The following is a 24844-nucleotide window of genomic DNA, read 5'->3' as shown; positions in this document are numbered from 1 at the left end:
TGCAACTCTTCGCGCGTGATGCCGTAGTTCATGTAGCGCTCAAGATACAGCGCGGTCATGCCGGGGTCGGAGGGGTCGTCGAACCAGCGGCGGCTACGCAGACGGGGCATTGCGGTTTCGTCGTGAGAATTCGGGGAGTCAGATTGATTCGTCATGCTTGGTTATCCATTGATTTTGTATTGAGAGGTGCGATGCCGGCGCTCCATGAGCAGCTCAATGCGTGGGGTATTCGGTAACAAGCGGCTCATCTTCAAAAAATGCCCGAAGATTTTCGCGAACCAGTTGCCCCATCGCCGCGCGGGTTTCAACGGTCGCGCTCGACCGATGCGGCTGCAGAACTACATTGTCGAGTTCAGCGAAGCCCGGATCGATCGACGGCTCGTTCCAGAAGACATCGAGCGCAGCGCCACGGATGCGGCGCGTGGTGAGATAGTCGAGCAGCACCGGCTCGTCGACAATGCTGCCCCTCGCAATGTTCACCAGAATGCCGTCGGCTCCAAGCGCATCCAGCACCTCACGGCTCACCGATGCATGACTTTCCCGGTCGGCCGCCGCGCAGATCACCAGGAAATCCGAATCACGCGCGAGCGCCACCGCGTTTTCACGGTAGGTGTAGCCGGTATCGTTGAAATGGACGCGATCGTGATAGGCAATGGACATATCGAATGCGGCTGCTCGCCTGGCAAGCGCGCGGCCTACACGGCCGAGACCGAGTATGCCGAGCCGCTTGCCGAACATTCGTGTTGCCAGTGGCAGCGTCGCTTTTCCCCATTGACCGTCACGAACCACGCGATCATTCCCCGGGATATGGCGAGCAATCGCGAGCATCAGACCCATCCCCATATCCGCGACGTCACCCGTCAGCACATCCGGCGTGTTCGTGACGCGGATGCCGCGCTTCGCGGCGTGCGCGAGATCGATCGCATCGACCCCGACACCATAGGACACGATGATTTCAAGTTGCGGCAACGCGTCGATCAACTCAGCGCCGGCACCGGCTTCTCCATTGGTTGCCACTGCACGGATGAGCGGCTCCACGTTCGCCAGCAATGCAGCATGATCGGTCGTATCGGACAGGACGTGTAGCGTGTAATGCCGTTCGAGTTCGGCCATGTCCGCTTCGGGGTAACGCACGACTACCAGTAAATCCGTCTTGTGCACGCTATCTCCTCATGTTAGATTTGATTAATAGTTACCGGTAACCATACAACACGACGAAACCCATGTCCAGCAGATGATGACTTCAGGGTCGCGGGATAGTCAGGTGGGCAACCCATTAATAAAGAAATAGCCGGAGTTCAATCAAACGGCATCGATTTGCAAAGGAGACGCAAATGGATTTGCAGCACCCCACTGTGCCCGCGCAGGCAAGCGCCGCTGCACAGCTTCCACCGTCAGGGGCGGCTAAGAGAGCGCCCGTATCGCCGCAGCAGTTGAGGCGCGCGATATTGACCGGCGCCGTTGGCAGCGCGCTCGAGTACTACGATTTCGCGATCTTCGGACTCGCGTCTGCGCTCGTGTTCAGCCATATTTTCTTTCCCGCGCTCGGCACGAAAGCCGGGTTGATGGCGAGCTTCGGCACCTATGGTGCGGGCTTTCTCGCAAGGCCGTTCGGCGGCCTGTTCTTTGGGTCTATCGGCGACCGGAAGGGACGTAAGTTTGTCCTGCTCGTCACCATAGCCATCATGGGCACCTCCACAACATTGGTCGGCTTTTTACCCAGCGGCACAGTGGGCGCGGTAGCACTCGTACTGCTGCGACTACTGCAAGGCTTCGGAGCCGGCGCGGAGCAAGCGGGGGCATCAACGCTGATGGCGGAGGTCGCCCCTGTGCAGCAACGCGGTTTCTTCGCGGCATTGCCGTTCGTGGGCATCTTTGGCGGATTAGGACTCGCCACGGCCACCTTCAGCGTCATGCAGCATGTGCTGGGCGAACAGGCCATCCTTGCATGGGCATGGCGCATTCCGTTTCTTTCAAGCGTCTTGCTCATCGGCGTGGCAGTCTGGATCCGGCTCCGCTTGCGCGAAAGTCCCGCTTTCATCAGCCTCGAGGGCGCGCATGCAGTGATCAAATCGCCGATGAAAACCGTCATTACCCACGCGCGCCGTCCCGTGCTTGCCGCGACCTTGATGCGATTCGCCGAACAAGGCGGATCGACGATCTACACCACGGTTGTCATCGCATTCCTTGGCGGCACCGTTGCCGCGAAACTGGGTGTTCGAGCCTCCGGGCTGACGTCGATAGGGACGACGGGCGCGTTGATCGCCAGCATGGCGAGTGTTATCACAACGCCGCTGTTCGGTGCGTTGTCGGACCGCATCGGGCGTATCGCGGTGTACCGGGGCGGCGCGATCTTCATGCTGCTCTGGTCCGTGCCTTCGTGGTGGATGGTGAACACGGGCGACGCGCTGTGGGTGGATGTGGCCATGTTCGGCGGCCTGGCGCTTGGAGCAAACAGCATGCTGGGTGCGCAATGCGCTCACTTCTCCGAACTCTTCGGCAATCGCTACCGGTACTCCGGCGTCGCACTGGCACGTGAGTTGGGTGCGGTGCTGTCAGGCGGTATTGCACCGTTGCTGGGGATATACCTGGTCGGGCTGTCAGGCGGCGCGTTCTGGGTGATGGGAATTTATATGGCGACGCTGTCAGTGATCACGTTGATCGGCGTGTCCCTGTCCACCGAAACGCGGCAGCGGGACTTGACCGAACTAAACGATGCGGTGGGTTAGAAATCAGCCCGGCGCCGGCTTCGGCGAATACGTGCCTGACGTGAGCGGATTCGGGTTATCACCAATTGGGCTGCCTTGTGCAGGCTATCTTCGCATGTTAGAGTCATTTTGGTAGTTACCGGTAACCACCGACCATTGAGCCGGCTAGTTGACGGACCGTCTCGCAGCGCTCGACAACCCGTATCTTTCAATAACGGTGAACAGGGAGGGTGACGATGAAAGGGAAAATTGCCTTGATCACGGGCGCAGGCTCAGGAATCGGGCGTGGTGTTGCATTAGGCTTGCTAAATGAAGGCTACGCCGTCGTGCTGGCGGGACGAAACGAACGCGCGTTGACTGAGACGGCGAATATGGCGGGCGCGCATGCGGGCAATGCTCACGCAATCCCCTGCGACGTTGCCGATCTCGATTCCATCAATCGGCTGTTCAGTCAGCTTGAAGAAAAGTTCGGCCGCCTGGATCTGTTGTTCAATAACGCCGGTACGTTCACGCCGCAAAATTCGCTGGAAGACATCAGCTATGAACAGTGGGTTCAGGCTGTCAACGTTAACCTGACCGGCGCCTTCCTTTGCACGCAAGGCGCATTCCGGCTGATGAAAAAACAGCAGCCGCGGGGCGGCCGGATTATCAATAACGGCTCCATATCGGCGCATGCACCGCGCCCGAAGGCTGCGCCCTACACAGCGACCAAACACGCAATAACAGGCTTGACCAAGGCGTCTTCGCTGGACGGCCGGCCTTACAACATTGCCTGTGGCCAGATAGATATCGGCAATGTCGTGACTGACATGAGCGAGCTGATGGCGAAGGGGACACTGCAGGCCGACGGTTCGATCAAGGTGGAACCGCGCATGTCAATGGATAACGTAGTCAAGGCAATCCTGTACATGGACAGCTTGTCGCTGGAGGCCAACGTCCTGTTCATGACGGTCATGGCCAGTCATATGCCTTACGTCGGCCGAGGCTGACGGCAACAGGATACCTTGGCGCGTCGACGGGCTCTGCGGATCTCAACGCGTTGTTTCGAAAGCTGCCTGATAGACAGCAATATTGACTAGCGATTGCATATACGGCCATCCTGCAGACCGGCGCTGGCCCACAACATTTTGGAGACGAAGCATGAAAAGAAATGTGGCAAGCTGCGTGCGGACTTTAGGGTGCCTGGGCGTGATCCTGCTTGGAACGATAGGCGCTCATGCTCAGGAGAAGCCGACGACCAATATGAAAATCGCTTTTTCGAATTCGTTTGCGAGCAATTCGTGGCGACAGCAGATGCTGCAGGACTGGGACAAGGTCACCAAACAGGCGGTTGCCAACAAGGTCGTCGCGGCAGCGCCTAGTTTCACTACAGTTCAGAATCAGGCGACTGAACAATCCCAGCAAATCCAGAACATGATCCTGCAAGGCTACAACGCTATTGTTGTAGACGCAGCTTCGCCCACGGCGGTGAATGGTGCAATCAAGCAGGCCTGTAGTGCGGGCATTGTGGTGGTGTCGTTCGACGGCACGGTGACAGAGCCCTGCGCGTACAAGATCAGTATCGATTTCAAGCGCATGGGAAAGATGCAGATCGATTACTTTCATGAACGCAATTTAAAAGGCAACGTACTTGAAGTCCGGGGCCTGGCGGGTTTCGTGGTGGATAACCAGATACATGCCGGCGTGGAAGAAGGTCTCAAGCAATATCCCGACTTCAAGGTGGTCGGATCGGTCAACGGCGACTATACGCAAACGGTCGCGCAGAAGGCTGTCGCCGGACTCTTGCCAACCTTGTCCGATGTCGTCGCCGTGACCACCCAGGGTGGAGACGGCGCGGGAACGGCGCGCGCGTTTATTGATGCCGGCCGTAAACTGCCCGTGGTTTTTATGGGCAATCGCTATGACGAGCTGGAATTGTGGAAAAACGAGCACGATAAAAACGGCTACGAGACCCAATCAGCTTCGATCGTACCGGGCGTCGCGACGTTTGCATTCTGGTACGCGCAGCAGGTGCTGGCCGGCGCGAAGCTGCCGAAGGAAATCAATCTGCCGATTGCCGTCATTACCCAGAAGGACTTGGTTCAATCAATGGCAAGCACTCCGAAGGGGGGCGTATTTGACCGCTCTTTCAGCCAGCAGGAAGTCACCGACTACGTAAAAACCCACGCCGCCAACTAATGCATGCACACCCTCCCCGGAAGGTTTTGCATCGCGCATGAACTTATTGACGGTGATGAGGTTTTTATGACATCCACGGTGGATGCAGCATTCGTTCAAACCGAGAGAATCGGTAAGACCTTTGGTGCGGTGAGGGCGTTGAACGACGCAACCCTGGCGTTCTATCCGGGGGAATGCGTCGGTATTGTCGGACACAACGGCGCCGGCAAATCAACGCTGATGAATATTCTTTCCGGTGTCTTCAAGAACGACAAGGGCACGCTGTATGTGGATGGGAAGAAGGTGGAGCATCACTGGAATACCCACGAAGCGATCAGGCACGGCATACGCTGCGTCTTCCAGGAGCTGTCGCTGTGCCCGAATCTCAGTCTCGCGGAAAACATGCGTCTGCGAACGTCGGCGGGCAACGCGTTGGGGTGGCGCAAACAAGCCGGCGCGCAGGTGATCCGCGCGCTGGACAAGATCTTCCCGCGTCACGGCCTGGGGGCCAACCAGATTATCGAGTCTCTGCCGATTACCAAACGTCAGATGGTCGAAATTGCGATGGCATTCACGCCAGGCGATCATCCGCTCAAGCTGGTCATCCTCGATGAACCCACTTCCTCACTGGACGAACAATCGGCCAAGCAACTACTTACCTATCTTCGCGACTTTGTAAGTGGCGGCGGCATTTGCATATTGATCTCGCACAAAATGCACGAGGTCATGAACTACAGCGACCGCGTCGTCGTGATGCGCGAGGGTGCGGTCATCTATGAAAGTGACATCGCGCAAACTAGTGCGAAGCAAGTGGTCGAGGCGATGGGCCAGGGACACACGAACCGTGATGAACAAGCGGCGACCCGCGTTCATCAAGCTGGCGAGTTGCAGGTGCAGGCGCGTTTGTTAGCGGAGGGTTTGCCGCTCAAGGCGTTCCGAGGCGAAATTATCGGGCTGGCGGGACTCGCAGGGCACGGTCAAACCCGCTTGCTCAAATTGATTCATGCGCTGCACAAGGAGCGCGAGGATCGGCATGGCAACGAACTGCACACTGAAACTGCTTTTGTCGCCGGAGACAGGCAGAGCGACGGGGTGTTCGGGCTATGGTCGATTGCCAAGAACATGAGCTTGTCGTGGCTTGGTAAATGCGGGCGAGCGGGGATGATTTCCTTTGCTCAGGAAGATCGTCTGATCGGGCAATGGATGGAAAAACTGAGGGTGAAAACTCCCGACATGAACCTGCCTATTTCATCACTTTCAGGCGGTAACCAGCAGAAGGTATTGTTCGCACGCGCCTTGGGCGCCGATGCACCCATGATACTTATGGACGATCCCACCCGCGGCGTGGATGTCGGCACGAAATACGAGGTGTACGGCATTGTTCGATCGCAAGCTGACGAGGGGCGAACGTTCCTTTGGTACACCACGGAATTCGAGGAGCTGTATCACTGCGACCGCATCTATGTGATGAATGAGGGGGAAATTGTCGGGGAAATTGCGAATGCCGATCTGAGTGAAGGCGAGCTGTTTCGCTTGTCCTTCAAGGAGTTGGCATGAGACATTTTCGCGCGCATATAACCCGCCTGCTGTCCGCCATCACCTTCGCCATCCTGTTGGGGTTGATCTACAGGAATCAATCGCTGGCGCTGTCGTATCTGGGCTTGACGCTCCTGCTGGGAGCATCTGTTCCCATTGTTTTTGCGACCTTGGCCCAGATGATGATGGTGTCGGTGGGCGATCTGGATCTGTCCATTGGACCGTTTATTTCAATGTGCGCGGCGATTGGCGCGATCATATTGCCGAACTCGCCTTGGCTGGCGGCCTTGTTATACGTTCTGGCAATTGGCGTGTACGTATTTTGCGGTGTCCTGATCCATGTGCGCCGGTTGTCGTCGATCGTCGTGACGCTGGGTTTGTCTTTTGTCTGGCTGGGATTCGCGCTTCTGCTCGTTCCGAGCCCGGGCGGGCAGGCGCCTCAATACCTGGTTGACCTGATGGCATGGCAACCGCCGTTCGTGCCGCTGCCGGTGCTGTTCGCCATCCTCGCCGCATTGATCGGCTATTTCATTTTCAATATCACAGTCTTCGGTACCGTTGTCCGCGGTTTTGGCGGCAACCCTAAAGTGATTGAACGAAGCGGCCGGTCGAGCCTGGGCATTCATGCGGCGGTTTACGCTTTGGCGGGAGTGTTTGGAATCGTCTCCGGATTACTTCTGTTGGGACAGACGACTTCCGCCGACGCTAATCAGGCAACCAGCTATACCTTGATTTCCATTGCAAGCGTCATCCTGGGCGGCGGTGAATTCGTGGGTGGAAAAGTCTATGCATTAGGCAGCGTGTTTGGTGCCCTGACCATGACGCTGGCGACCTCGTTCCTGAACTTCTACCAGGTATCTTCCGACTGGCAAGTGGCGATGCAAGGGATCATTCTTATCGTGGCGCTCAGCTTGCGGACCGCCATCGGCTATTCAGGAAAACCAGCATGAGCGACACGCGTGTTTCTCCGTGGAATGGGTTACGCAATAGCTACTGGCTGAGCGCCTGGGTGGCAACAGCTGTCGTTCTCATTGCGACAACCTTGTTTAACGCAGGCAGGGGGGGACCCAGCCTGGGCCCTCTATTGACGACGGCACTGAGCTTCTCGACCTTCACCGTACTGGTTTCGCTGGGGCAGATGCTCGTTATTACGAGCGGACCCGGTAACATAGATCTCTCCATCCCTTCGGTGATAGCGCTCTCGGGTGCGCTGTCTATGGGAGCAATGCAAAGTTCCAACGGTTTGATTGCCCTGGGTATCCTGGTAGCACTCGCGTCGGGAATGGCGGTGGGAATCGTCAATTTTCTGCTGATCCGCCTCCTGAAGATTCCGCCGATCATTGCAACCATGGCTAGCGCATTGATCGTCCTGTCCTGCGCCATTGCATACGGACGTGGCATGCGTACGGCACCGCCCGCCCTATTGGCCAGGATGCTGGTGGCGCGCATCGACTATGTCCCGGTATTTTCAATTTTCGCCATGGCGGTGACGCTGCTGGTCTGGCTATTGCTCACGCGCACCATCTATGGACGGGCGCTGTGTGCGATTGGCCAGAATCGAAACGCAGCGCGGCTGGCCGGCGTGAAAACGGATTTCCATGTCTTGCTGACGTATGCGATCAGCGACGCGTTAGCGGGTTTGACCGGTTGTCTGATAGCCTCTTACTCCGGTGGAAATTCGCTGGATCAGGGCAACGAATACTTGTTATTGACTGTTGCGGTCGTGGTCATAGGAGGGACGTCGGTCGCGGGCGGCCGGGCGTCTTTAGGTGGCATCTGGGGCGGGGCGTTGTTCATGTTCCTGCTGGTTGCCTTGCTGAACACCGCTGGCGCAAGCGCAGGTTTGCGCACGTTGTTGACGGGCGTCATTATTGTAATGGTCGCGGCGTTGACTGAAAGACGTCAAACTCGTTAGGAAAACAGAATGACCAATTCACTTATGGAAGTCTATGACGAACGTGCCCGCGATCTCCTGGGCAGCGGCGCGAAGCTGGAGAAGCTTGCGACCGGCTGTATATGGAGCGAGGGCGCCATCTGGATGCACGAAGACGGGTCCGTGCTATGGAGCGACATTCCGAATAACCGCATGATGCGCTGGCAGCCCGAAGAGGGCGTGAGTGTCTGGCGCGATCAGATCGAATATACCAATGGTCACTATCGCGAAGCAGACGGCAGCCTGCTGCATTGCTCGCACGGTCAGCGCGCAGTTATTCGTACTCGATTCGGTCCGGGTCTCAGTCAGCCCGTGGATGAAATCGTGGTCGACAACTATCATGGCCGGCGGCTGAATTCGCCCAACGACGTGGTCGTCAAGAGCGACGGGACAATCTGGTTTAGCGATCCGCCGTACGGCATTCTGTCCGACCACGAGGGGCACCAGGCTGCTCAGGAAATGCGCGGTTGTCATGTGTTTCGTTTCGACCCGCATAACAAGACACTGGATGTGATGACGGACCTTCTTATTTGCCCGAATGGCCTGGCATTTTCGCCGGACGAGTCACTGCTTTACGTGTCGGATACGTCAATGGTCCCGTACGGTGACAAGGGCTTTCACAATATCCGCGTATTCGATGTCATAGACGGCCGGTCCTTGAGCAACCCGCGGATTTTCGCCACTATTGCCGAGGGTGAGGGGCTATCCGACGGGTTTCGGCTGGACACCCGAGGCTGGGTCTTCAGTAGCAGCGCCATCGGAATCCAGGTATTTCATCCCGATGGCACCCGGCTTGCGCTTATCCATGTACCGGAAACCGTGGCGAACCTGACGTTCGGGGGTGAGAATCGCGATGAGATGTTTATCGTCGCATCCACGTCCCTGTACCGTATAAGCGTGAACGCTCAAGGCATACAGCGCCCCTGAATGATATTTCCGGTGGCAAGCCGGAAATACGTTGACCGAAGAGGTTGCGGGAGAGGGCGCTGCACGGGCGCTTTCGCCCGCGGTCTAGAAATTGTGCCGCATGCCAATGCGCGCATCCATCTGAGTGCGCCCCGACGAAGGCGTGAACGCATAGCCGATCACGGCGTCGACACCCTCCGACGCGCGCATCCAATCCAGTCCGGCATAAACGTCCGTGGTTTTCGACAGCGAATAGTGCGTTGCAAGCGCCACCTCATGCCAGTGATGACCTTCGAAGGTGGTGTACTGGTAGCCGCTGATTAACGACAGTGCAGGTGTCGCGTGGTATTGCAAGCCGGTTTCGTAGACACGCAGCGTTGATGATTCGCCGTAACCCTTGAAGGTCGTACTGCTGAAATCGCCGCTAACCGTCAGTTTGTTAAAGGCGTAAGAAGCACCCAGGCCGAGAATGGATTGCGAGTCGACCTGGAATGGTGTGCTCGAATGCAGATCGGTTACCGCGCCCGTAGCGGAGTTAACGGTCGCGACCGTTTGGCCCAGCATGGTGGTTATGCCGAACTGTGCATAAGGATCAAGGCCTGCAAGGCCACTAGGTGAATTAAGCCGCGTGTAGTTGCCGCCGGCGGAAAAGCTGCCCATTGTGTAGGTTGACCCCAGGCCCCAGGCACTGCCGTCGCGGAAATTACCTGCCGTATTGCTGAACGAGTACAGGCCGGCAACCACCAGGCCATGGAAATTGGTGCTTTCGAATTTGACCGAGTTTTTCAAACGGTCGCCGCCCTGGCGGTCAGCGTCTCCCAGGTGGACGCCGTAGCCGGTGCCGTACCCACTGATGTTGAAGGCGGACGTATAGGCGAACGCGAAGTCATACTGGTTACCGAGCGTAAGCGTTCCCCAATTATTGCCGAGACCTACGTACGCCTGGCGGCCAAACATCGCACCGCCCTGATTCAACTGGCCATTGCCCAGGCGAAAGCCGTTTTCCAGTTTGAACACAGCCCTGTTGCCGCCACCCAGATCTTCGGTGCCGGAAAAGCCGACCCGGTTTCCGTACGAGATACCGTCGTCGAAGAGGTAGGAGTGCTGTCCCCCCGTGTTACTGACATAAGTCAGGCCGGCGTCAATGATCCCGTATAACGTGACTGACGACTGCGCCATCGCACATGTGCAAAAAAGCGGACCGACTACTAACGGCAGGAATTTCTTCATAATTTAGGAACCCTTAATTTTATTTGAAAACGCGGTGGGGAAGTGATCAAACCAACTTGCTACGCCGGAAACTGCAGGGATTAAACGGCTATCCACGATTCCGTCTGCACGGATTCGATGAAAGACGATGAAGTTCATTGGTCAAGCCAGGCCGAGCCGCCTTGGTCAGTAACGCGGCTCTTTGAATATCCAGGCCAGCCAATCAGGCAATGAGGCTGGATCTAACGTCGACCCGCGTAGTCTTCAGGCATGGGTGACCGCAAGTTTGAACAGACGCAGCCAGCGTCTGCATCGAATGCGGCAATGGCCCTGAGCGCGATTCGCGATGCGGCGAGTTTCATATTGCGCAGCGCGCCTTCCTCCACGCCGAGCAGTTTGTGCTCAGGCGGAGAGAAGTAGTTTTCGAATGCAGCGGTGATAAAAGCACAGTTGACGAAGCACGCGCCGATCTCACGGGCGAGCGTGGCTTCGGGCGCGAGACTGTGATTGATGAAATCAGCGCCAAGCGAGCGATATGCCGTCACTTCCGCAGGCGATGTCAGCCTTGGACCCCAGGCGTGCGCCGCTACCAGGCGTGAGCGAGGACCAAACACGCGAGCATCGGTTGACCATAGCGACTTGGCCGTTGCCTCCATGATCGCAGCGCAGGCAGGGCAGACAAGCTGCTTGCCGGAGCAGTCGTAGGCATAGCGGCTGGGTAGCAGCGAGTGCTGGGTCTGGGTCAACTCAAGCATGTCGCTCGCAATGACAAAATCGCCTGCAAAGACGGCACGGTTGAGCGAACCGGCTGTCGAACAGGCTATGACCTTGCGGACACCGGCCTCCTGAAGCAGCCAGAAGACACGTCGGTGGGCCGCATGGTCGATACCATTCAATGGCCATCCGTGAGAGAACACGGTCAGCACAGTGCGCGTCTTGCCGTCAGAGGTCCTGGAGCCGTCAATCTCCAGCACCTTCCACTCAGCGCTTGGCCCCCAGGGCGTGTCAAATTCGAGATCTCGTTCAACGACCGTGACGCCGGGTTCATCGAGGTCTTCGGGAAAACGCAGACCCCAATTGGCGCTACCGCAGACAATAGCAAAGTCGGTGCGAGGTATGGAGCGGGTAGTCATTTCACACTCTCTCTATAGAGGATATCTAAATAAGCGCGGTTACCGGATCGTCTCGATCCGGTCTGGGACTCAGGAGGCAATCGCCTTGACGTATTTCGCTTCGGCTGCCGCACCATGTTCTGCGTACCACGCCTCGTTTTGCTGCACCTGCTTGTCTGCAAACGCCGTTGCGTTGTACTGTCGCTCCGTCGCCGGAATCAACGCGGAGGCTGCCGGATTCGACGGGCTCATGCCCACGATCGCGAACACCTTGGCCTGGCTGTCGGGATCCAGAGACAGGTTGATAAATTTCATAGCTGCCGCCTTGCCCGCCGGATTGCCCTTCGGCACACCCCAACTCGATGAACAAAGAATGGCGTTGTCCCAGGTCCAGGTGATGCCCGGAACGTCGCGGCGTACGACGACGGCGCGGTTGCTCCACATCAGGCTGGCGAGCACTTCACCTTGGCGAAGCAGATCTTCACTCTGGGCTCCCGTTTTCCAGAATACACAGTGGGGCGTGAGTTGTTTGATCTTGGCGATCGCGCGGTCAACGTCAAGCGGATAGAGTTTCGCGGGCTCGACGCCGTCAGCGAGAAGCGCCGCTTCCAGTGTTCCCGCTGAAATGCCGGGGAGGGCGCGCTTACCCGGAAAGTCCTTGACGTTCCAGAAGTCAGCCCATGTCTTCGGCACGGGACCTTTGACTTTCTTCTCGTTGACTGCAAAGACATAGGAGAAGAGATAGTTGCCTACACCCCAACGCGTGGCGAGGCCCGGTAGCACTTTCGACTTGTCGACGATCGAATAGTCAATTTCCTCGGCGAAGCCGGCGGTGCCGAGTTGCGCCATGTTCCCAAGATCGATATCCATCACGTCCCAGTTGACGTTCTTCGCCTCTTCCATCGCGCGCACCTTGCCTGCCATTGCGCCGCTGCCATCGACGACCAGTGACAAGCCGGTTTTTTTCTTGAGAGGATCGGCGAAGGCTTCCATGACCGCCTTTTCCGCCGTTCCACCCCAGTTCGCGAGGACGAATTCATCGTCCGCTGCGAATGCCAACTGCGGAATGGCGCCGGCAGCGCTGGCCGCGGCGAGCATCTTCAGGAAAGAGCGCCTGTTGAGACCGGCAGATGTATCCAGGTCCAAAGCGCTTTGATCCATCTCGTGATTTTTCTTCGACATCGACATGCTCCTGTTCCAGGTGATCCGACTTTGGGAGGGTCTTGCTGTACCACTGCCACTGCCGCTAGTAGCGGCCCGGAGTTCAGGCGGGCTTCCCTGATTTGGCCTTCGCGTCGCCACGGTCATCCTTGACGATCGTCGCCGCGTCCGGCGACCAGCTCAACCAGACCTTCTGCCCGCTCACAGGAGCAAAGTCCGACTGCCAGGTCGGCGCGTTGACCGAGAGGCGGCCAAGGGGAGTGTTCACCTCGTAGTGCACTTCCGTTCCCCGATAGCTCCATCCCGCCAGCATCCCGGAGGTCAGATTGCCTCCGGCAGCCGGGCACGCTGAAGTCAGTGAAATCTTGGAGGGGCGAAGTGACAGGAGAATCGGTTCACCAGGCTCGACCTTGACGTCGGATTGCTGCACGCATGCAGTTCCTTGCGCTTCATATCGAACCAATCCTGCGCCGTCGGCATGAACAACCTTGCCTTCCAGGAAGTTGCTTTCGCCAAGGAAATCGGCGACGAAATGCGTGGCAGGGCGTTCGAAAAGCTGCTCGGGGGCGCCACGTTGCACGATTTTCCCGTTGCGTACGATCGCTATCTCATCTGACATGGACAAAGCCTCTTCCTGGTCATGCGTGACGCAGATGAAGGTTTTGCCAATGCGGCGCTGCAGCTCCCTCAATTCGATTTGCAAGCCGATCCTGAGCTTCTTGTCGAGCGCGCTAAGCGGCTCATCGAGCAGCAGGATGTCGGGCTCGAAGATCAGCGCACGAGCGAGGGCCACGCGCTGCTGCTGGCCGCCGGAGAGTTGTTTCGGAAAACGGTCGCCGAAGCCGGACAGGCGCACGAGGTCGAGCGCGGCAAGCACACGCTGTTCGCGCTCCGCGCGGCCCACGTTGCGCACCGCCAGCGGGAAGCAGACGTTTTCGGCTACCGTCAGGTTCGGAAAAAGCGCATAGCCCTGGAACACCATGCCGAAGTTCCGCTTTTCGGGCGGTACACGCGTGAGCTCTCGCGTGCCATAAGTGACGTCGCCCGTGCTTGGCACCTCGAAGCCGGCCGCCATCATGAGCAAGGTCGTTTTGCCGGATCCCGAAGGGCCAAGCAGACTGAAGAACGTTCCGCCATTGACGTCAAGCGAGACGTTGTCGACCGCCTTCACCGCGCCATAGCGCTTGGTGACGGCCCGGAAACTGAATGTAGCGGGGCTAGTAGTCATGACTGTCTTGACGGGTAATCAGTTAGGGTTTCGCGCAGTCTGGCGACGGCCCGAGAGCAACGAGATGGACAGCACCAGCACCGTGACAATGATCAGGATGACCGCGACAGCAGCGATCGCCGGATCAAGGCTTTCGTTGACGCCGGACCAGATCGCTCGCGGCAGGGTGCGGATCTTGCGGCTGGCAATGAACAACACGATGATCAGCTCGTCCCAGGATGCGATGAAGGCGAAGACGGCGCCCGAAATAATGCCCGCCTTGATGTTGGGAATAAGCACCCGTCGCAGCGATTGCATGGGGGTCGCGCCCAGGTTGCGAGCCGCCCGCTCCAGGCGGACATCGAAATTCACCAGCGCGGCACTGACTGTCAGCACGACAAACGGAAGGCCGATGGCGGCATGGGCGGCGATCACGCCCGCATAAGTGTCCAGCAGGTGGAGCGAGGCATAGAAGCGATAGAGGCCGAGGGCGTAGACGATCTGCGGAACGATCAGCGGCGCGAGCATGAGTACGCGCACGAATTCGCCGAAGCGCGATGAAAGCCGCCAGCATCCGATAGCGCAGAGCGTACCGGCGGCTGTCGCGACAGCGCTGGCCGAGAGTGCGATGACCAGGCTTTGCATGAAGCCGCCGCGCCAGACCCGGTTAGTGACTACCGTGTGCCAATGTTGCAGCGACAAGCCGTGTTCGGGTAGCCCGAGATAGCTGGTATCGGTGAGCGAGATTGGAAAAACGATCAGGGACGGCGCAAGAAGAAAGAAGATGACCACCCAGCCGGCCGCCAGCAGGATGCCTCGACGCGAAGTCGTTTTCATGGCCTCAGGCACCTCCAAATACGCGGCGCAGATTCACGATCCGCGACAACAGGAACATCAGCATGAGTACGAGAACGGCCAGTGTCGAGGCCATGGCCGTGCCCATTCCCCAATCGACGGTGGCATTGATCATCAAGCTGACGTACTCGGCCAGCATCAGTGTCTTGCCGCCACCAAGCATGGCCGGAACAATGTAGAAGCCGAGCGCCGTAATGAAGATCAGGATCGCCGCGGCTGAGATGCCCGGCACGCACAGCGGCAAAAAGATGCGGGCGAATGCATAGAGGGGTCGTGCGCCGAGACCGCGGGCAGCCATGGCCAGGCGTGTATCGATACCGGACATCTGCCCGTAGATAGTCAGTACGGCCAGCGGCACCATGTAATGCACCATGCCGACGACCACGCCAAAGTCGTTGTAGAGGAGGTCGAGCGGCTCTTTGATAATGCCGAGCGAGAGCAGGGCGGAATTGATCACGCCGCCGGAGCGCAGCAGCACGATCCAGGCAAAGGCGCGGACCAGGACCGAGATCCAGAAGGGGATCAGCACGCAGACCAGCATCAGCTGGAATTGGCGTCGCGGTGCGTTGACCATTGCGAGGGCGACAACATAACCGAGCGCGACCGAAACCACGGTTGTGATGCCGCTGATACGGAATGTGGTCCAGAAAATGTGCCGCATTCCCGCATCAAGAAGGAGTTTTTCATAGTTGCCAAAACCCACTACCGGCTCCATGACGCTGATGGTGAGAACCTTCGCGAGGGGCAGGAGATACACGATCAACAAAATGATCAGTGCGGGGGCAAGCCACGGTAGCGAAGGGAAGACTCGCCGCAATCTATTGACCATATCCATGATCTCGTGTGAAAAATTCTCTGGTTTTCATTCGCTTGAAAATGGTCATCAATTCTCGTACGCCATGATGGTGAGGCTGCGCAACTGCATAGCCCGAGTCCCGCTTGATGTCGAACATCGTCTTTGGTGAGGGGCTTGCGGTCCTCTACGAGACGGCTTGCTATCCGACACTGTTTCTTTATTTACCGTCTCCTTGCCAAGGCGGAACGGGTGACTCCGGCGTGCCACAGGAGTTGCCATGCGATCAAGCGTCGCGTGAGACCGGGCCTGCCTATTTGCGTGCTGCCTTGGCATACCCGGCCCAGGGCGGCCGTTCTCACTTGCGATTGCTGCCAATGCTTGTGCGCTCGGTCTCAATTCAAGTTGTAGCGTACACACTCAAATATGTCGTCGCAAGTACAAGTTAAAAAAATGCAAATAATTAGGATGCCGATAATTCAGGAATTGGGCTGAATGTAATGAATTCCTGATTGTGGCCAGGGAGAAGTCTTGACGGTTTACCCGGGCGAATCGCGGACGAGGTGTCCGCCGGGGAAACGACCTGCACCAAGAGTGATCAATAAGTCACCAGCTCTTGCACACATGCTCCAACTACGCCGGTAGGAGTAGTGCATACGCTCGGATGCCGGCTGTGTCCTTCGATAGTCTCCCCGGGGCGAGGCAAATAGAGGGAGCGTGCGACCAGATCGGTATTGATGCTTCCCATGACGAGCACAGCGCCTTGCTTTGGTTCTTTCGACAATGACTTCTCCAGTTGGGCAACCCAAACCAGCATCTGCGGCCGACCCGTTCCGGGCGCCAAACCGGTCCGTGGAGCAAGAACCCGCGATCTGGTTTCTGGCGCCGCATGGTGAGCGTTGCACGGGATAGCCATGCCGCAGCGCTGCCACGAAATGGCTGCGCGCAGTGCCTTACGATTGTTTGACGCAATACTGCGTAGGTGCTCGGTGGCGAAGATAAAAGCAGTCAACGCCCGAATGCGACGAACCGGAGGTTGGGGGTAGGTATCGTCGTGCTCCCTGGAGCTTATGGCTTCCGGTCGCTATTGGCGTTCTTGTTCTGCCCAATATGAGTCGGCATGCAGCTAATGCTTTTGAAAGGACGTTTAGCCGATGCATTTTTTACGTCAACTCTGCCAATGCCAAATACAACGATGGCTAATGCTATCGTCGAAAATTTTGATTTGCTATGTCTTAATTCAAAACATGCCGTTTCAAATATGCAACGCTAGAACCGAGGGTTAGCGAGTGGTCAAGCGCCATAGCGGTCCGTCGTCGGCTAAGAAAACGTGAAAGTTTCTTTTCGAGCCGAAGACATCCGCCGCACCAGTAATGGAGTGAGTCGGTCCGGTTTTAAGTGGAGGCTGTCAGGTTCGAGCTACGCTGCCATTGAGACCGCGTGGTTGGCGAGTTGAGGGCCGTAAGCCAACGCCGATGGAGGAGGATGGGTGGACCCTGTTCCTGAGGGTGCTGGGCATGGGCGGACCATGTCGCTCACACTGCCCGCAAAGAATTTCCTGAATCGGTTGCGCCGCAGATGATGCCGGTGCAGTAGTAGACGCTCGATTATCCAGCGTGCTGGTGGCTCGCCAGCTCACCGGATAACTTGATGATACGTAGTGCTCAGGTTGCCGATTCAGCGACCTAAGCGGCCTTCTTCGCCACCCCCTTCTTGTGTGCAGCTTTCTTTGCAACAGCACCGCTCACAGCCGAAGACTTCGCCTTGCGCGCCGCAGTTTTCTCAGTGGCGACTGCTGCCGCGCCTGCAATCAAAAACTTCGTTCGGTCTTTTGCCGTGGCCAGCCATGCAGGCGCCGGACCGCGTCCGCTCCACTGTGCCCCCGTCTTGGGGTCCAGGTATTTGGCCGGCTGCGGACCCGTGCGCTGTCCCTTGTGACCCACTCCACCTGTAACAGCCGAGGCCTTCTTGACCGCGGTCTTCGCCTTGCTCACAGTGTTTGCACCAGCGCTGTCAATCAAGAATTTATCGCGGTTTTTGGAATCGGCAATCCAGGCCGGCGCGCGACCGTGGCCAGTCCAGGTCGCGCCAGTCTTAGGGTGTTGATATTTGGGTGGTGTCATGCCCTTCAGACTATTGGCAGCCTTTGCCTTGACCGTGGGAGCACTCCCGTTTGCCACTTTTGCTTCTCGCCTTGCCTTTGCTTTAGCCTCGATGTCTTCAGTAGTCAAACCGTGCGCCAGCATGATTTTTCGAATTTCGTCGACCGCTGCCTGCGCCTTCTTTGCAATCAATGCATCGGCTTGGGCCTGCAGTTTCTTCATGTTCGCCCGGATTTGTTCGAGTGTCGGCATGGCGACCTCCTTGAATGGATGTGCCCGCACTATGCCATGCGCTTCGAGAGAGCGAAAGTACTGTAAGGTATTCGCGATGCAAACGAGTAGTTGATAGCCACGGTGACCCGTGGGAATCTTTCGCGATTTGCGTGGGGCAGCCGCGAAAGAAGCTGGCGCGGCTGCATGCTTTATTGCGGAATCTACAGAATTGCCATGGACTCCGTCAGATTCTGTTTCATGTAGTCGAGGAATCGTTTCTGGAAAAGCATGGTGTGCTCATGCGCGGCTTTCTCGGCGGCGTTAGCGTCTCGCCTCGCAATCGCGTCAATCAAGTCGTCGTGATCGCGCCCAAGCTTTGTTGCGGTAGGTGAACTCACCGTAAAGTCGAAGTGAAGGTGGAGCAGGCGTTGCCCTTCTCCGAGAAGCCGCTCGTAATACCCCAGGAAATACGGGTTATTCGCTGCATGGGCGATTGCCATGTGCAGCGCCTTGTTCGTCTCGGACATTGCCTGGAAGTCGCCACTGGCGATGGCCTCCATGTAGACTTCGTCGGCCTTGCGAATGCGGGCCAAATCCGACGCCGTGTGCTGCGTGGCAGCCAGCCGGCTGACTGCCCGCTGAATCAGATCGAGAGCCGAAATATATTTCGGAAACTCCTCTATTTCGAATGGCGTGACCAGCGTGGTCCGGTTGGGCAGAATGGTGACCAGTCCTTCGCTGATGAGTCGCGCAAGCGCATCCCGCACGGGTGAGCGCGACAGTCCGAATTGCGCTGCCAACGAGACCTCGTCAAGTTGGACACCCGGCTTGAGCTTGAGCGTGAGTATCTGCTTGCGCAGTTCCTCGTAGATATATCGCCCGCCATGCCGACGGCCGCCTGTTTCCGTCTCAACCGCATTTTTGCTCATTGTTTCACCGCCTTCATCGTGGGCCCGAAAAGACGGACGTGCATTCAAGTTTACCATTGCGGACTCGCCATCAAACGCTCGGGAAACCCGACCCCCACGTGTCGCTCAACATGAAGCCGGCGGCCAGCGGATCGTCCGGGTCCACTCCAAGCTGCTGGATTCCGTAGACCCACGCGCGCCCCTGAATACGCGGCAGGACCGCGGCCTTGCCGGCCACTTCGCTCCACCCCAGCAACTCCACTTCGAACTCTCCTCCAATGATAGAGCGCGAGGTAAGGCGACTGCCCGTATTGACACGACCCCGGGCGGCCAGGGTTGCAAGATTTGCCGAACTGCCTGTCCCGCACGGAGACCGGTCAACGCGGCCGGGAGGCAAGGTCGTGCAGGTCTGGTAGAGCTCGTCGCTGACGCGATTGCGGAACATGACATACGCCACGTCATTAATCTGTTCGTACAACGGATGCTGAACCTGAATCTGCCGATTGATTGCATCCTTGAGCTTGACGCCGGATTCGGCCAGTTGCCGTGCATTTTCCGGCGCGATATTGAGCCCGATCTGGTTCACGTCGACAAGCGCGTAGTAGACGCCCCCGAAAGCGATGTCCGCTCTGATCCTGCCGAACTCTGTTGTTTCGACCTCGAAGTCGAGGCGCTCAACAAACGCCGGGACCATATCCAGGGAGACGCCGATACAGCGCCCGTCCTTGCAGGCGGCACGGGCCGTCACGAGTCCCGCCGGGGTGTCCAGCACGACCGTGGTCTCCGGCTCCTGCATGGGCACCATTCCGAGCTCGAGAAGCGCAGTGACCACGCAGATGGCGTTACTGCCGGACATCGGGTGCGCCTTGTCTGCCTGCAACACGATGAAACCGGCGTGGGCTTCGGGGCGTGTGGGTGGCAAGAGCAGGTTGACCGACATTTGCAGGCAGCCCCGAGGCTCAAGGACGACCAGCCGCCGAAGGCTGTCGTCGACCTCGTTGATGTAGTTCATCTTGTCGAGCATGGTCCTGCCGGGGATATCGATCACACCCCCGGTAATGACCTTGCCGATTTCACCTTCGCAATGCACATCGACCAGCTGCAGCGTCTTCTTCCAGCGCATGATTGACCTGCCTTATTTGATGTACCAGCCCCACGGCTTGTCGCTGTTGTAGCGAGTAATCTGCTTGGTCTCGAGATAATTATTCAAGCCCCATTCGCCGAGTTCGCGTCCAATGCCGCTTTGCTTGTAACCACCCCACGGCGCCTCGGTGAAGGTGGGTTGCGAGCAGTTGATCCACACAATGCCGGCTCGCAAAACGCGCGCTACCCGTTCGCACCGTTCAATGTCGCGCGACATGACCGCGGCCGCAAGACCGAAGCGCGAGTCGTTTGCCGAGCGCACCGCGTCAGCCTCGTCGTCGAAGGGACGGACGCACACGACCGGACCGAAAATTTCCTCCCGCCAGATCCAGCTATCTTCGGGCACGTCAGCGAACACGACGGGCTCCATGAAATAACCTTTGTCCAGGTTCGCCGGGCGGTTTCCACCCGTGACCAGTCGCGCCCCTTCTGCCTTGCCTTTTGCAACGGCATCGAGAACTTTGTCGTACTGGCTACGGCTGACAAGGGGACCAAGCAGCACGCCTTGCTCAAGGCCATTTCCTATGGTGATTTTGCGCGTCTCCTGCTCCAGCCGCTCGAGCAGTCGTTCATAAAGGCCCCGTTGCACGAGGACCCGCGATGTTGCGGAACAGACTTCACCCTGGTTCCAGAAGATGCCGAACATGATCCATTCAACTGCAGCCTCGACGTCGCTATCGTCGAACACGATGAACGGCGACTTGCCGCCCAGTTCAAGACTGACATTCTTGATGTCGCGAGCCGCTGCCTGCATGATGCGGCTGCCGGTCGGAACACTGCCCGTGAAGGCGAGCTTGTCGATGCCCGGGTGCTCGCTCAGCGGCGCACCCGCATCCTTGCCCAGGCCGGTCACCACATTCAATACCCCGGGCGGCAGGTCGGCCTTGAGGGCGATATCCGAAAGCTCGAGAGCCGTCAGCGGTGTGAACTCTGAGGGTTTCAGCACCATGGTACATCCGGCGGCTAACGCAGGCGCGACCTTCCAGGCCGCCATCAGCATCGGGAAATTCCAGGGGATGATTGCACCTGCTACGCCCACCGGTTCTTTTCTTGCCACCGAGCTGAAACGGTCATCCGGCAGTGCGACCGGTTTCTCAACGTTCTCATCCAGTTGTTCCGCAAGGCCCGCGTAATACTCGAAGCAGCCGGCCGCGTCTTCCAGGTCCCAGAGTGCTTCTGGCAGTGGCTTACCGTTGTCACGTACCTCAATCTCCGCGAGCTCGGGCAGGCGGTCACGGATGCCCGTCGCGATCCTGCGCAAAACCACGCCGCGCTCAGCACCGCTCATCCGCGGCCACGGGCCGTCATCGAATGCATGCCGCGCCGCTTTGACGGCCAGGTCAATGTCTTCAGCGGTCGCGGCAGCGACGCTCGCAAGAACCGACTCGTTGCTTGGGTCGATGCTCGTAAAGGTTCCGCCTTTGACAGGCACTACCCAGTGGCCGTTGATGAAAAGCTGGTCGTACGATTTCATGAGTTCCTCTCTATCATCCGAAGCGGTAGGCGCTAAAGGGTGTCAGGTTCTGTTTGGTCGTGCGGCCTGCGACCATGTCGCCAATAAGGCGACCGGTCGTGGCGCCAAGCGTGAGCCCAAGCTGCCCATGACCGAACGCCATGAAAACGTTCTGCAATCGCTGCGAGCGGTCGATGACCGGTTTCGTATCAGGCAGGAATGGCCGATAACCCACGCCGTATTCCAGATTGCCGGTGCGAAGCCCGGGCAGGACTCGTCTCGCCTTTTCAAGGATGATGCCGGCGCGCTTGAAGTTCGGCTTGGCATCACGGCCGGCGAATTCAATTGTCCCGCCAATCTGCAGGCCGCGCGTCATCGGACTGAAGCAGAACCCGCCATCCGAGTAGATAACAGAATGCCGCATCTCGACACCGGGGTCATGCAGAAGCACCTGATAGCCGGCGATGCCTTCCAGCGGAATGCTTACGCCAAGCGTTTTGAAGAAGCGGCGCGAACCTGTGCCTGCGGCCACGACGACGTGGCTGGCGGGAATACGCTCACCATTGGCGAGCGTTACGCCTGTCGCACGGCCGGACGATTCATCAATACGGGTAGCCTCCGTGCGAACGCGACGGCCGCCCTGCGCTATAAAGCTTCGGTCCAGCGCGGCAATAAACCCTTCAGTGTCACTGACCGAGCGCCAGTCCGGGAACAGCAAGCCATTTGCGAAGCGTCCGGCCAACGCTGGTTCCAAGTCGCTGATTTCGGCTGCATTGAGGCGCTGAGACTTGAACCCGAGGGATTCGCGAAGCTCGAGATATGGCCGCTCATGCTCGATGCCGGATGGGCTGTCGAACACTTCGAGGATCGGGCATTCGCGTATCAACGCCTTGTTTTCGCACGCATCGAGCAAGGGCGCATAGTCTGTGTAGACGTCGCGCGTGAGCGTCGCCATTGACTGCGCGATATCGACAATTCTTGAGTGCCTGGCGGATGCGACAAACCGGACGAACCACGGCAAGATTCCTGGCAATGCGCCGGGCCGCAGCGCCAGCGGGCCTTTCTGATCGATGAGCCATCCCGGTACTTTCATCAGAATACCGGGCTTCGACAGCGGAATGATTTCACTGACAGCCATCTGGCCGCAACTCCATTTCGCGGTGCTATCGCCCGGCGCGGCGGGGTCGATCAGCGTGACCACGTATCCGTCGCGTTGGAGATAGAGCGCACAACACACACCTACAATACCCCCACCAATAACAACGGCCTCCTCCCGTGAAGAGGGAGAATGCGCTTCGGCGGCATGTTCTCTAGGAACAGCGTTCAATTGACGAACTCCTGCAGAGTAAAACCGTGTGCATAGGGTTGCGACTCATCGACATAGTGGTCCGCGCGTCCGGTTATCCACGCGCGCCCCTCAATGCTGGGCAACACGGCGTCGATGCCACTTGCCAGTTTAGTCGTTGATTCAACCCGTCCAATAAAACGGCTACCAATAAGACTCTGATGCCTGAACACTTGCCCCTCTTTCAACAACCCTCGCGCAAAGCGTTGGGCGACGCGCGCGGAGCTTCCCGTACCGCAGGGTGAACGGTCAATGAGGCTATTGCCGGCAATCACGACCGCGCGCGCGTCCGCGTCTTCGGCCGTCGGGCGTCCCGTCCACATGCAATGTTTGACGCCGTGTATCTCCGGATTGTCCGGGTGAACAACGTCGAGCGCGTCATTGACCAGGGCTTGCATTTCGCGGCCCCACTCCAATAATTGTTCCGGTGCAAAGTGCTCGCACCCCGGGTAGTTGGCCTGAACTTCCACGATCGGGTAGAAGTTTCCGCCATAGGCAATGTCAACCGACAGTCTGCCGAGTTGCGGCAGCACAATCTCGACGTCACGATGCAGCAGGAAACTGGGAACATTCGTGAAGCGGACAGACGTTACCCGGTCACCGCTCTTTTCGTAGCGAGCGGTGAGCTGCCCTGCAGGAACGTCGACGACTACTGTTCCCGGTTGCTTTGGAGCGACAAGACCAGCTTCAAGCGCAAACGAAATCGAGCCGATCGACGCGTGCCCGCACATAGGGAGGCAACCGGATGTTTCGATGAACACGAGACTGAAGTCCGCGTTCGCGCTGAGCGGCGGATACAGAAGGGTTCCAGACATATGCGAGTGGCCACGAGGCTCGAGCATCAGCGAGCGGCGTATCCAGTCGTAGTGTTCGATGAAATACCTTCTACGGTCGTTCATTGTTGCGCCGGGCAGCGCGGGAGCCCCGTCAATCACCATCCGTACTGGCATGCCCTCGGTATGGCCTTCGATGCACTTGAAACTGTGTCGCGTCATGTTTCTCGTCTCGTTGTGGTTGCGCCGGCACGCGAGGGTGCCGGCGCTGAACACGTCAGGCTTGCGAGGCTTCGAAGACCGCGCGGAATTCCGCCTTTTCCGCGTCTGTCAGCGGTTGCAGCGGCATGCGTGCGTTGCCTGCTTTAAAGCCGGCGAGTTCGCAGCCGTACTTCACCTTCTGGATGAACTTGCCGGATTCCATGCTGGCCATGACCGGGAACAGCGAGCGCATGACGTCTTGCGCACCCTTGAGATCACCCGTGGAAAACTTGTTGTAGAAGTCGACGACCTGCGTGGCGAAGCAGTTTGCCGGCCCGCAAATCCAGCTGCTCGCGCCCCACAGGAAGAAGTCGAGCGCCTGGTCATCGGAGCCGCATGAGAGTTGATAGTGGTCCTTGTACTTGCCACCAATTTCGATCGCACGCAGCAGGTTTCCGCTGCTTTCCTTGACACCGATAACGCGCGAATTGTCCTTGAACGAGTCGAGCACACCGTAGCCGACTTCCACGTTGGTCCGGACCGGATAGTTGTAGAGAATCACATCGACATCTGGTACTGCAGCCAGGATTGCTTCGTAGTGGCCAATGAGTTCTTCCTGCGACGGCAGCGCGTAGTACGGCGGTGCAATCAGCACGGTGGTGTAGCCCGCATCACGCGCCTGCCTGACCTGTTCGATCACCTCGCGTGTGCACGAACCATTCGCTCCGGCGATGAGAAGACCCTGGGTTCCAACAACCTCGCGTACGGTCTTCAGCACTGCGCGACGCTCTTCATTTGTCAGCGCGTAGTACTCGCCCGTGGAGCCAAGGGGAACAAAGCCGCTGACGCCCGCTTTCAGCTGATATTCGAGAATGGACGCGAGCGTGTCGTGGTCCACTGCGCCCGACGCGGCGAACGGAGTGACAAGAGCGGGCAAGATACCGTTTAATTGCATGAATTTTCTCCAGCTTTACGATGGACTGATTGGGTTAATAGGCACTAAGAGACGTCGATAGAAGAGACGTTGATAGACATTATTGAGACTTCCATAATTTATGACGTCACCAGAGCGTAGCCTGCATCCAGCACGCCGCAATGATCGAGGGCCGTTTTTGAGCGCTCTTGAGTT

The 24844-nt window shown here is 58.1% G+C and carries 21 protein-coding genes; 7 read left to right on the top strand and 14 right to left on the bottom strand.

Going from position 1 to position 24844, the window contains the following annotated elements:
- Positions 1 to 213 precede the first annotated feature (213 nt).
- The gene (locus ABH944_RS43495) at positions 214 to 1161 is read right to left on the bottom strand and encodes a 2-hydroxyacid dehydrogenase (RefSeq protein ID WP_404615358.1); all 948 of its coding nucleotides are present in this window, start codon (positions 1159 to 1161) and stop codon (positions 214 to 216) included.
- 173 nt (positions 1162 to 1334) lie between these two features.
- Between ABH944_RS43495 and ABH944_RS43490 the strand changes: the two genes are divergently transcribed.
- From ABH944_RS43490 to ABH944_RS43460, 7 genes are all read left to right on the top strand, one after another.
- The gene (locus ABH944_RS43490; protein WP_404615360.1) at positions 1335 to 2729 is read left to right on the top strand and encodes an MFS transporter; all 1395 of its coding nucleotides are present in this window, start codon (positions 1335 to 1337) and stop codon (positions 2727 to 2729) included.
- A 209-nt stretch (positions 2730 to 2938) separates the two neighbouring features.
- Positions 2939 to 3697, top strand: a complete 759-nt coding sequence (locus ABH944_RS43485; protein ID WP_404615362.1) for an SDR family oxidoreductase — start codon at positions 2939 to 2941, stop codon at positions 3695 to 3697.
- A 151-nt stretch (positions 3698 to 3848) separates the two neighbouring features.
- On the top strand, positions 3849 to 4886 hold the full coding sequence (locus ABH944_RS43480) for a substrate-binding domain-containing protein (RefSeq protein ID WP_404615393.1): 1038 nt from the start codon (positions 3849 to 3851) through the stop codon (positions 4884 to 4886).
- A 66-nt stretch (positions 4887 to 4952) separates the two neighbouring features.
- Positions 4953 to 6422, top strand: a complete 1470-nt coding sequence (locus tag ABH944_RS43475; protein ID WP_404615364.1) for a sugar ABC transporter ATP-binding protein — start codon at positions 4953 to 4955, stop codon at positions 6420 to 6422.
- Positions 6419 to 7351: an ABC transporter permease gene (locus ABH944_RS43470; RefSeq protein ID WP_097271573.1), complete on the top strand. Its 933-nt coding sequence runs from the start codon at positions 6419 to 6421 to the stop codon at positions 7349 to 7351. The genes ABH944_RS43475 and ABH944_RS43470 overlap by 4 nt, the downstream gene beginning before the upstream one ends.
- On the top strand, positions 7348 to 8316 hold the full coding sequence (locus tag ABH944_RS43465) for an ABC transporter permease (RefSeq protein WP_404615366.1): 969 nt from the start codon (positions 7348 to 7350) through the stop codon (positions 8314 to 8316). Before ABH944_RS43470 ends, ABH944_RS43465 begins: the two co-directional genes overlap by 4 nt.
- Before the next feature lie 9 nt (positions 8317 to 8325).
- Positions 8326 to 9261: an SMP-30/gluconolactonase/LRE family protein gene (locus ABH944_RS43460; protein WP_404615368.1), complete on the top strand. Its 936-nt coding sequence runs from the start codon at positions 8326 to 8328 to the stop codon at positions 9259 to 9261.
- 84 nt (positions 9262 to 9345) lie between these two features.
- Here ABH944_RS43460 and ABH944_RS43455 read toward each other — a convergent pair whose 3' ends face one another.
- From ABH944_RS43455 to ABH944_RS43395, 13 genes are all read right to left on the bottom strand, one after another.
- A complete protein-coding gene (locus ABH944_RS43455; protein WP_404615370.1) occupies positions 9346 to 10470 on the bottom strand; it encodes a porin in 1125 nt (374 codons plus the stop codon).
- Positions 10471 to 10691: 221 nt separating this feature from the next.
- The gene (locus ABH944_RS43450; protein WP_404615372.1) at positions 10692 to 11582 is read right to left on the bottom strand and encodes a phosphorylase family protein; all 891 of its coding nucleotides are present in this window, start codon (positions 11580 to 11582) and stop codon (positions 10692 to 10694) included.
- A 69-nt stretch (positions 11583 to 11651) separates the two neighbouring features.
- Positions 11652 to 12743 carry an ABC transporter substrate-binding protein gene (locus ABH944_RS43445; protein ID WP_404615373.1) on the bottom strand — a complete coding sequence of 364 codons (1092 nt, stop codon included), beginning with the start codon at positions 12741 to 12743 and terminating at the stop codon, positions 11652 to 11654.
- A gap of 82 nt (positions 12744 to 12825) precedes the next feature.
- Positions 12826 to 13950 (bottom strand): ABC transporter ATP-binding protein, encoded by a 1125-nt coding sequence (locus tag ABH944_RS43440; protein WP_404615375.1) that lies wholly within the window; start codon positions 13948 to 13950, stop codon positions 12826 to 12828.
- A gap of 18 nt (positions 13951 to 13968) precedes the next feature.
- A complete protein-coding gene (locus ABH944_RS43435; RefSeq protein ID WP_404615377.1) occupies positions 13969 to 14766 on the bottom strand; it encodes an ABC transporter permease in 798 nt (265 codons plus the stop codon).
- Positions 14767 to 14770: 4 nt separating this feature from the next.
- Positions 14771 to 15619, bottom strand: a complete 849-nt coding sequence (locus tag ABH944_RS43430) for an ABC transporter permease (protein ID WP_404659718.1) — start codon at positions 15617 to 15619, stop codon at positions 14771 to 14773.
- A 1643-nt stretch (positions 15620 to 17262) separates the two neighbouring features.
- Positions 17263 to 17931, bottom strand: coding sequence for an H-NS family nucleoid-associated regulatory protein (locus tag ABH944_RS43425; protein ID WP_404615380.1), 669 nt, complete (start codon positions 17929 to 17931; stop codon positions 17263 to 17265).
- 182 nt (positions 17932 to 18113) lie between these two features.
- A complete protein-coding gene (locus ABH944_RS43420; RefSeq protein ID WP_404615382.1) occupies positions 18114 to 18821 on the bottom strand; it encodes a GntR family transcriptional regulator in 708 nt (235 codons plus the stop codon).
- Positions 18822 to 18891: 70 nt separating this feature from the next.
- Complete coding sequence (locus ABH944_RS43415; RefSeq protein ID WP_404615384.1) at positions 18892 to 19923, bottom strand: proline racemase family protein; 1032 nt, start codon at positions 19921 to 19923, stop codon at positions 18892 to 18894.
- 12 nt (positions 19924 to 19935) lie between these two features.
- Positions 19936 to 21417: an aldehyde dehydrogenase family protein gene (locus ABH944_RS43410; protein WP_404615386.1), complete on the bottom strand. Its 1482-nt coding sequence runs from the start codon at positions 21415 to 21417 to the stop codon at positions 19936 to 19938.
- A gap of 13 nt (positions 21418 to 21430) precedes the next feature.
- Entirely contained in the window at positions 21431 to 22723 is a 1293-nt protein-coding gene (locus tag ABH944_RS43405) for an NAD(P)/FAD-dependent oxidoreductase (RefSeq protein WP_404615388.1), read from the bottom strand.
- Positions 22720 to 23736, bottom strand: coding sequence for a 4-hydroxyproline epimerase (locus ABH944_RS43400; protein WP_404615390.1), 1017 nt, complete (start codon positions 23734 to 23736; stop codon positions 22720 to 22722). The genes ABH944_RS43405 and ABH944_RS43400 overlap by 4 nt, the downstream gene beginning before the upstream one ends.
- 55 nt (positions 23737 to 23791) lie before the next feature.
- Positions 23792 to 24670 (bottom strand): dihydrodipicolinate synthase family protein, encoded by an 879-nt coding sequence (locus ABH944_RS43395; RefSeq protein ID WP_404615391.1) that lies wholly within the window; start codon positions 24668 to 24670, stop codon positions 23792 to 23794.
- Positions 24671 to 24844 lie beyond the last annotated feature (174 nt).

The organism is Caballeronia udeis (assembly GCF_044909315.1).
In the GTDB taxonomy this organism is placed as follows: domain Bacteria; phylum Pseudomonadota; class Gammaproteobacteria; order Burkholderiales; family Burkholderiaceae; genus Caballeronia; species Caballeronia udeis_A.
The sequence above is the reverse complement of the archived record's forward strand: the minus strand, read 5'-3'. Positions and strand labels throughout refer to the sequence as shown.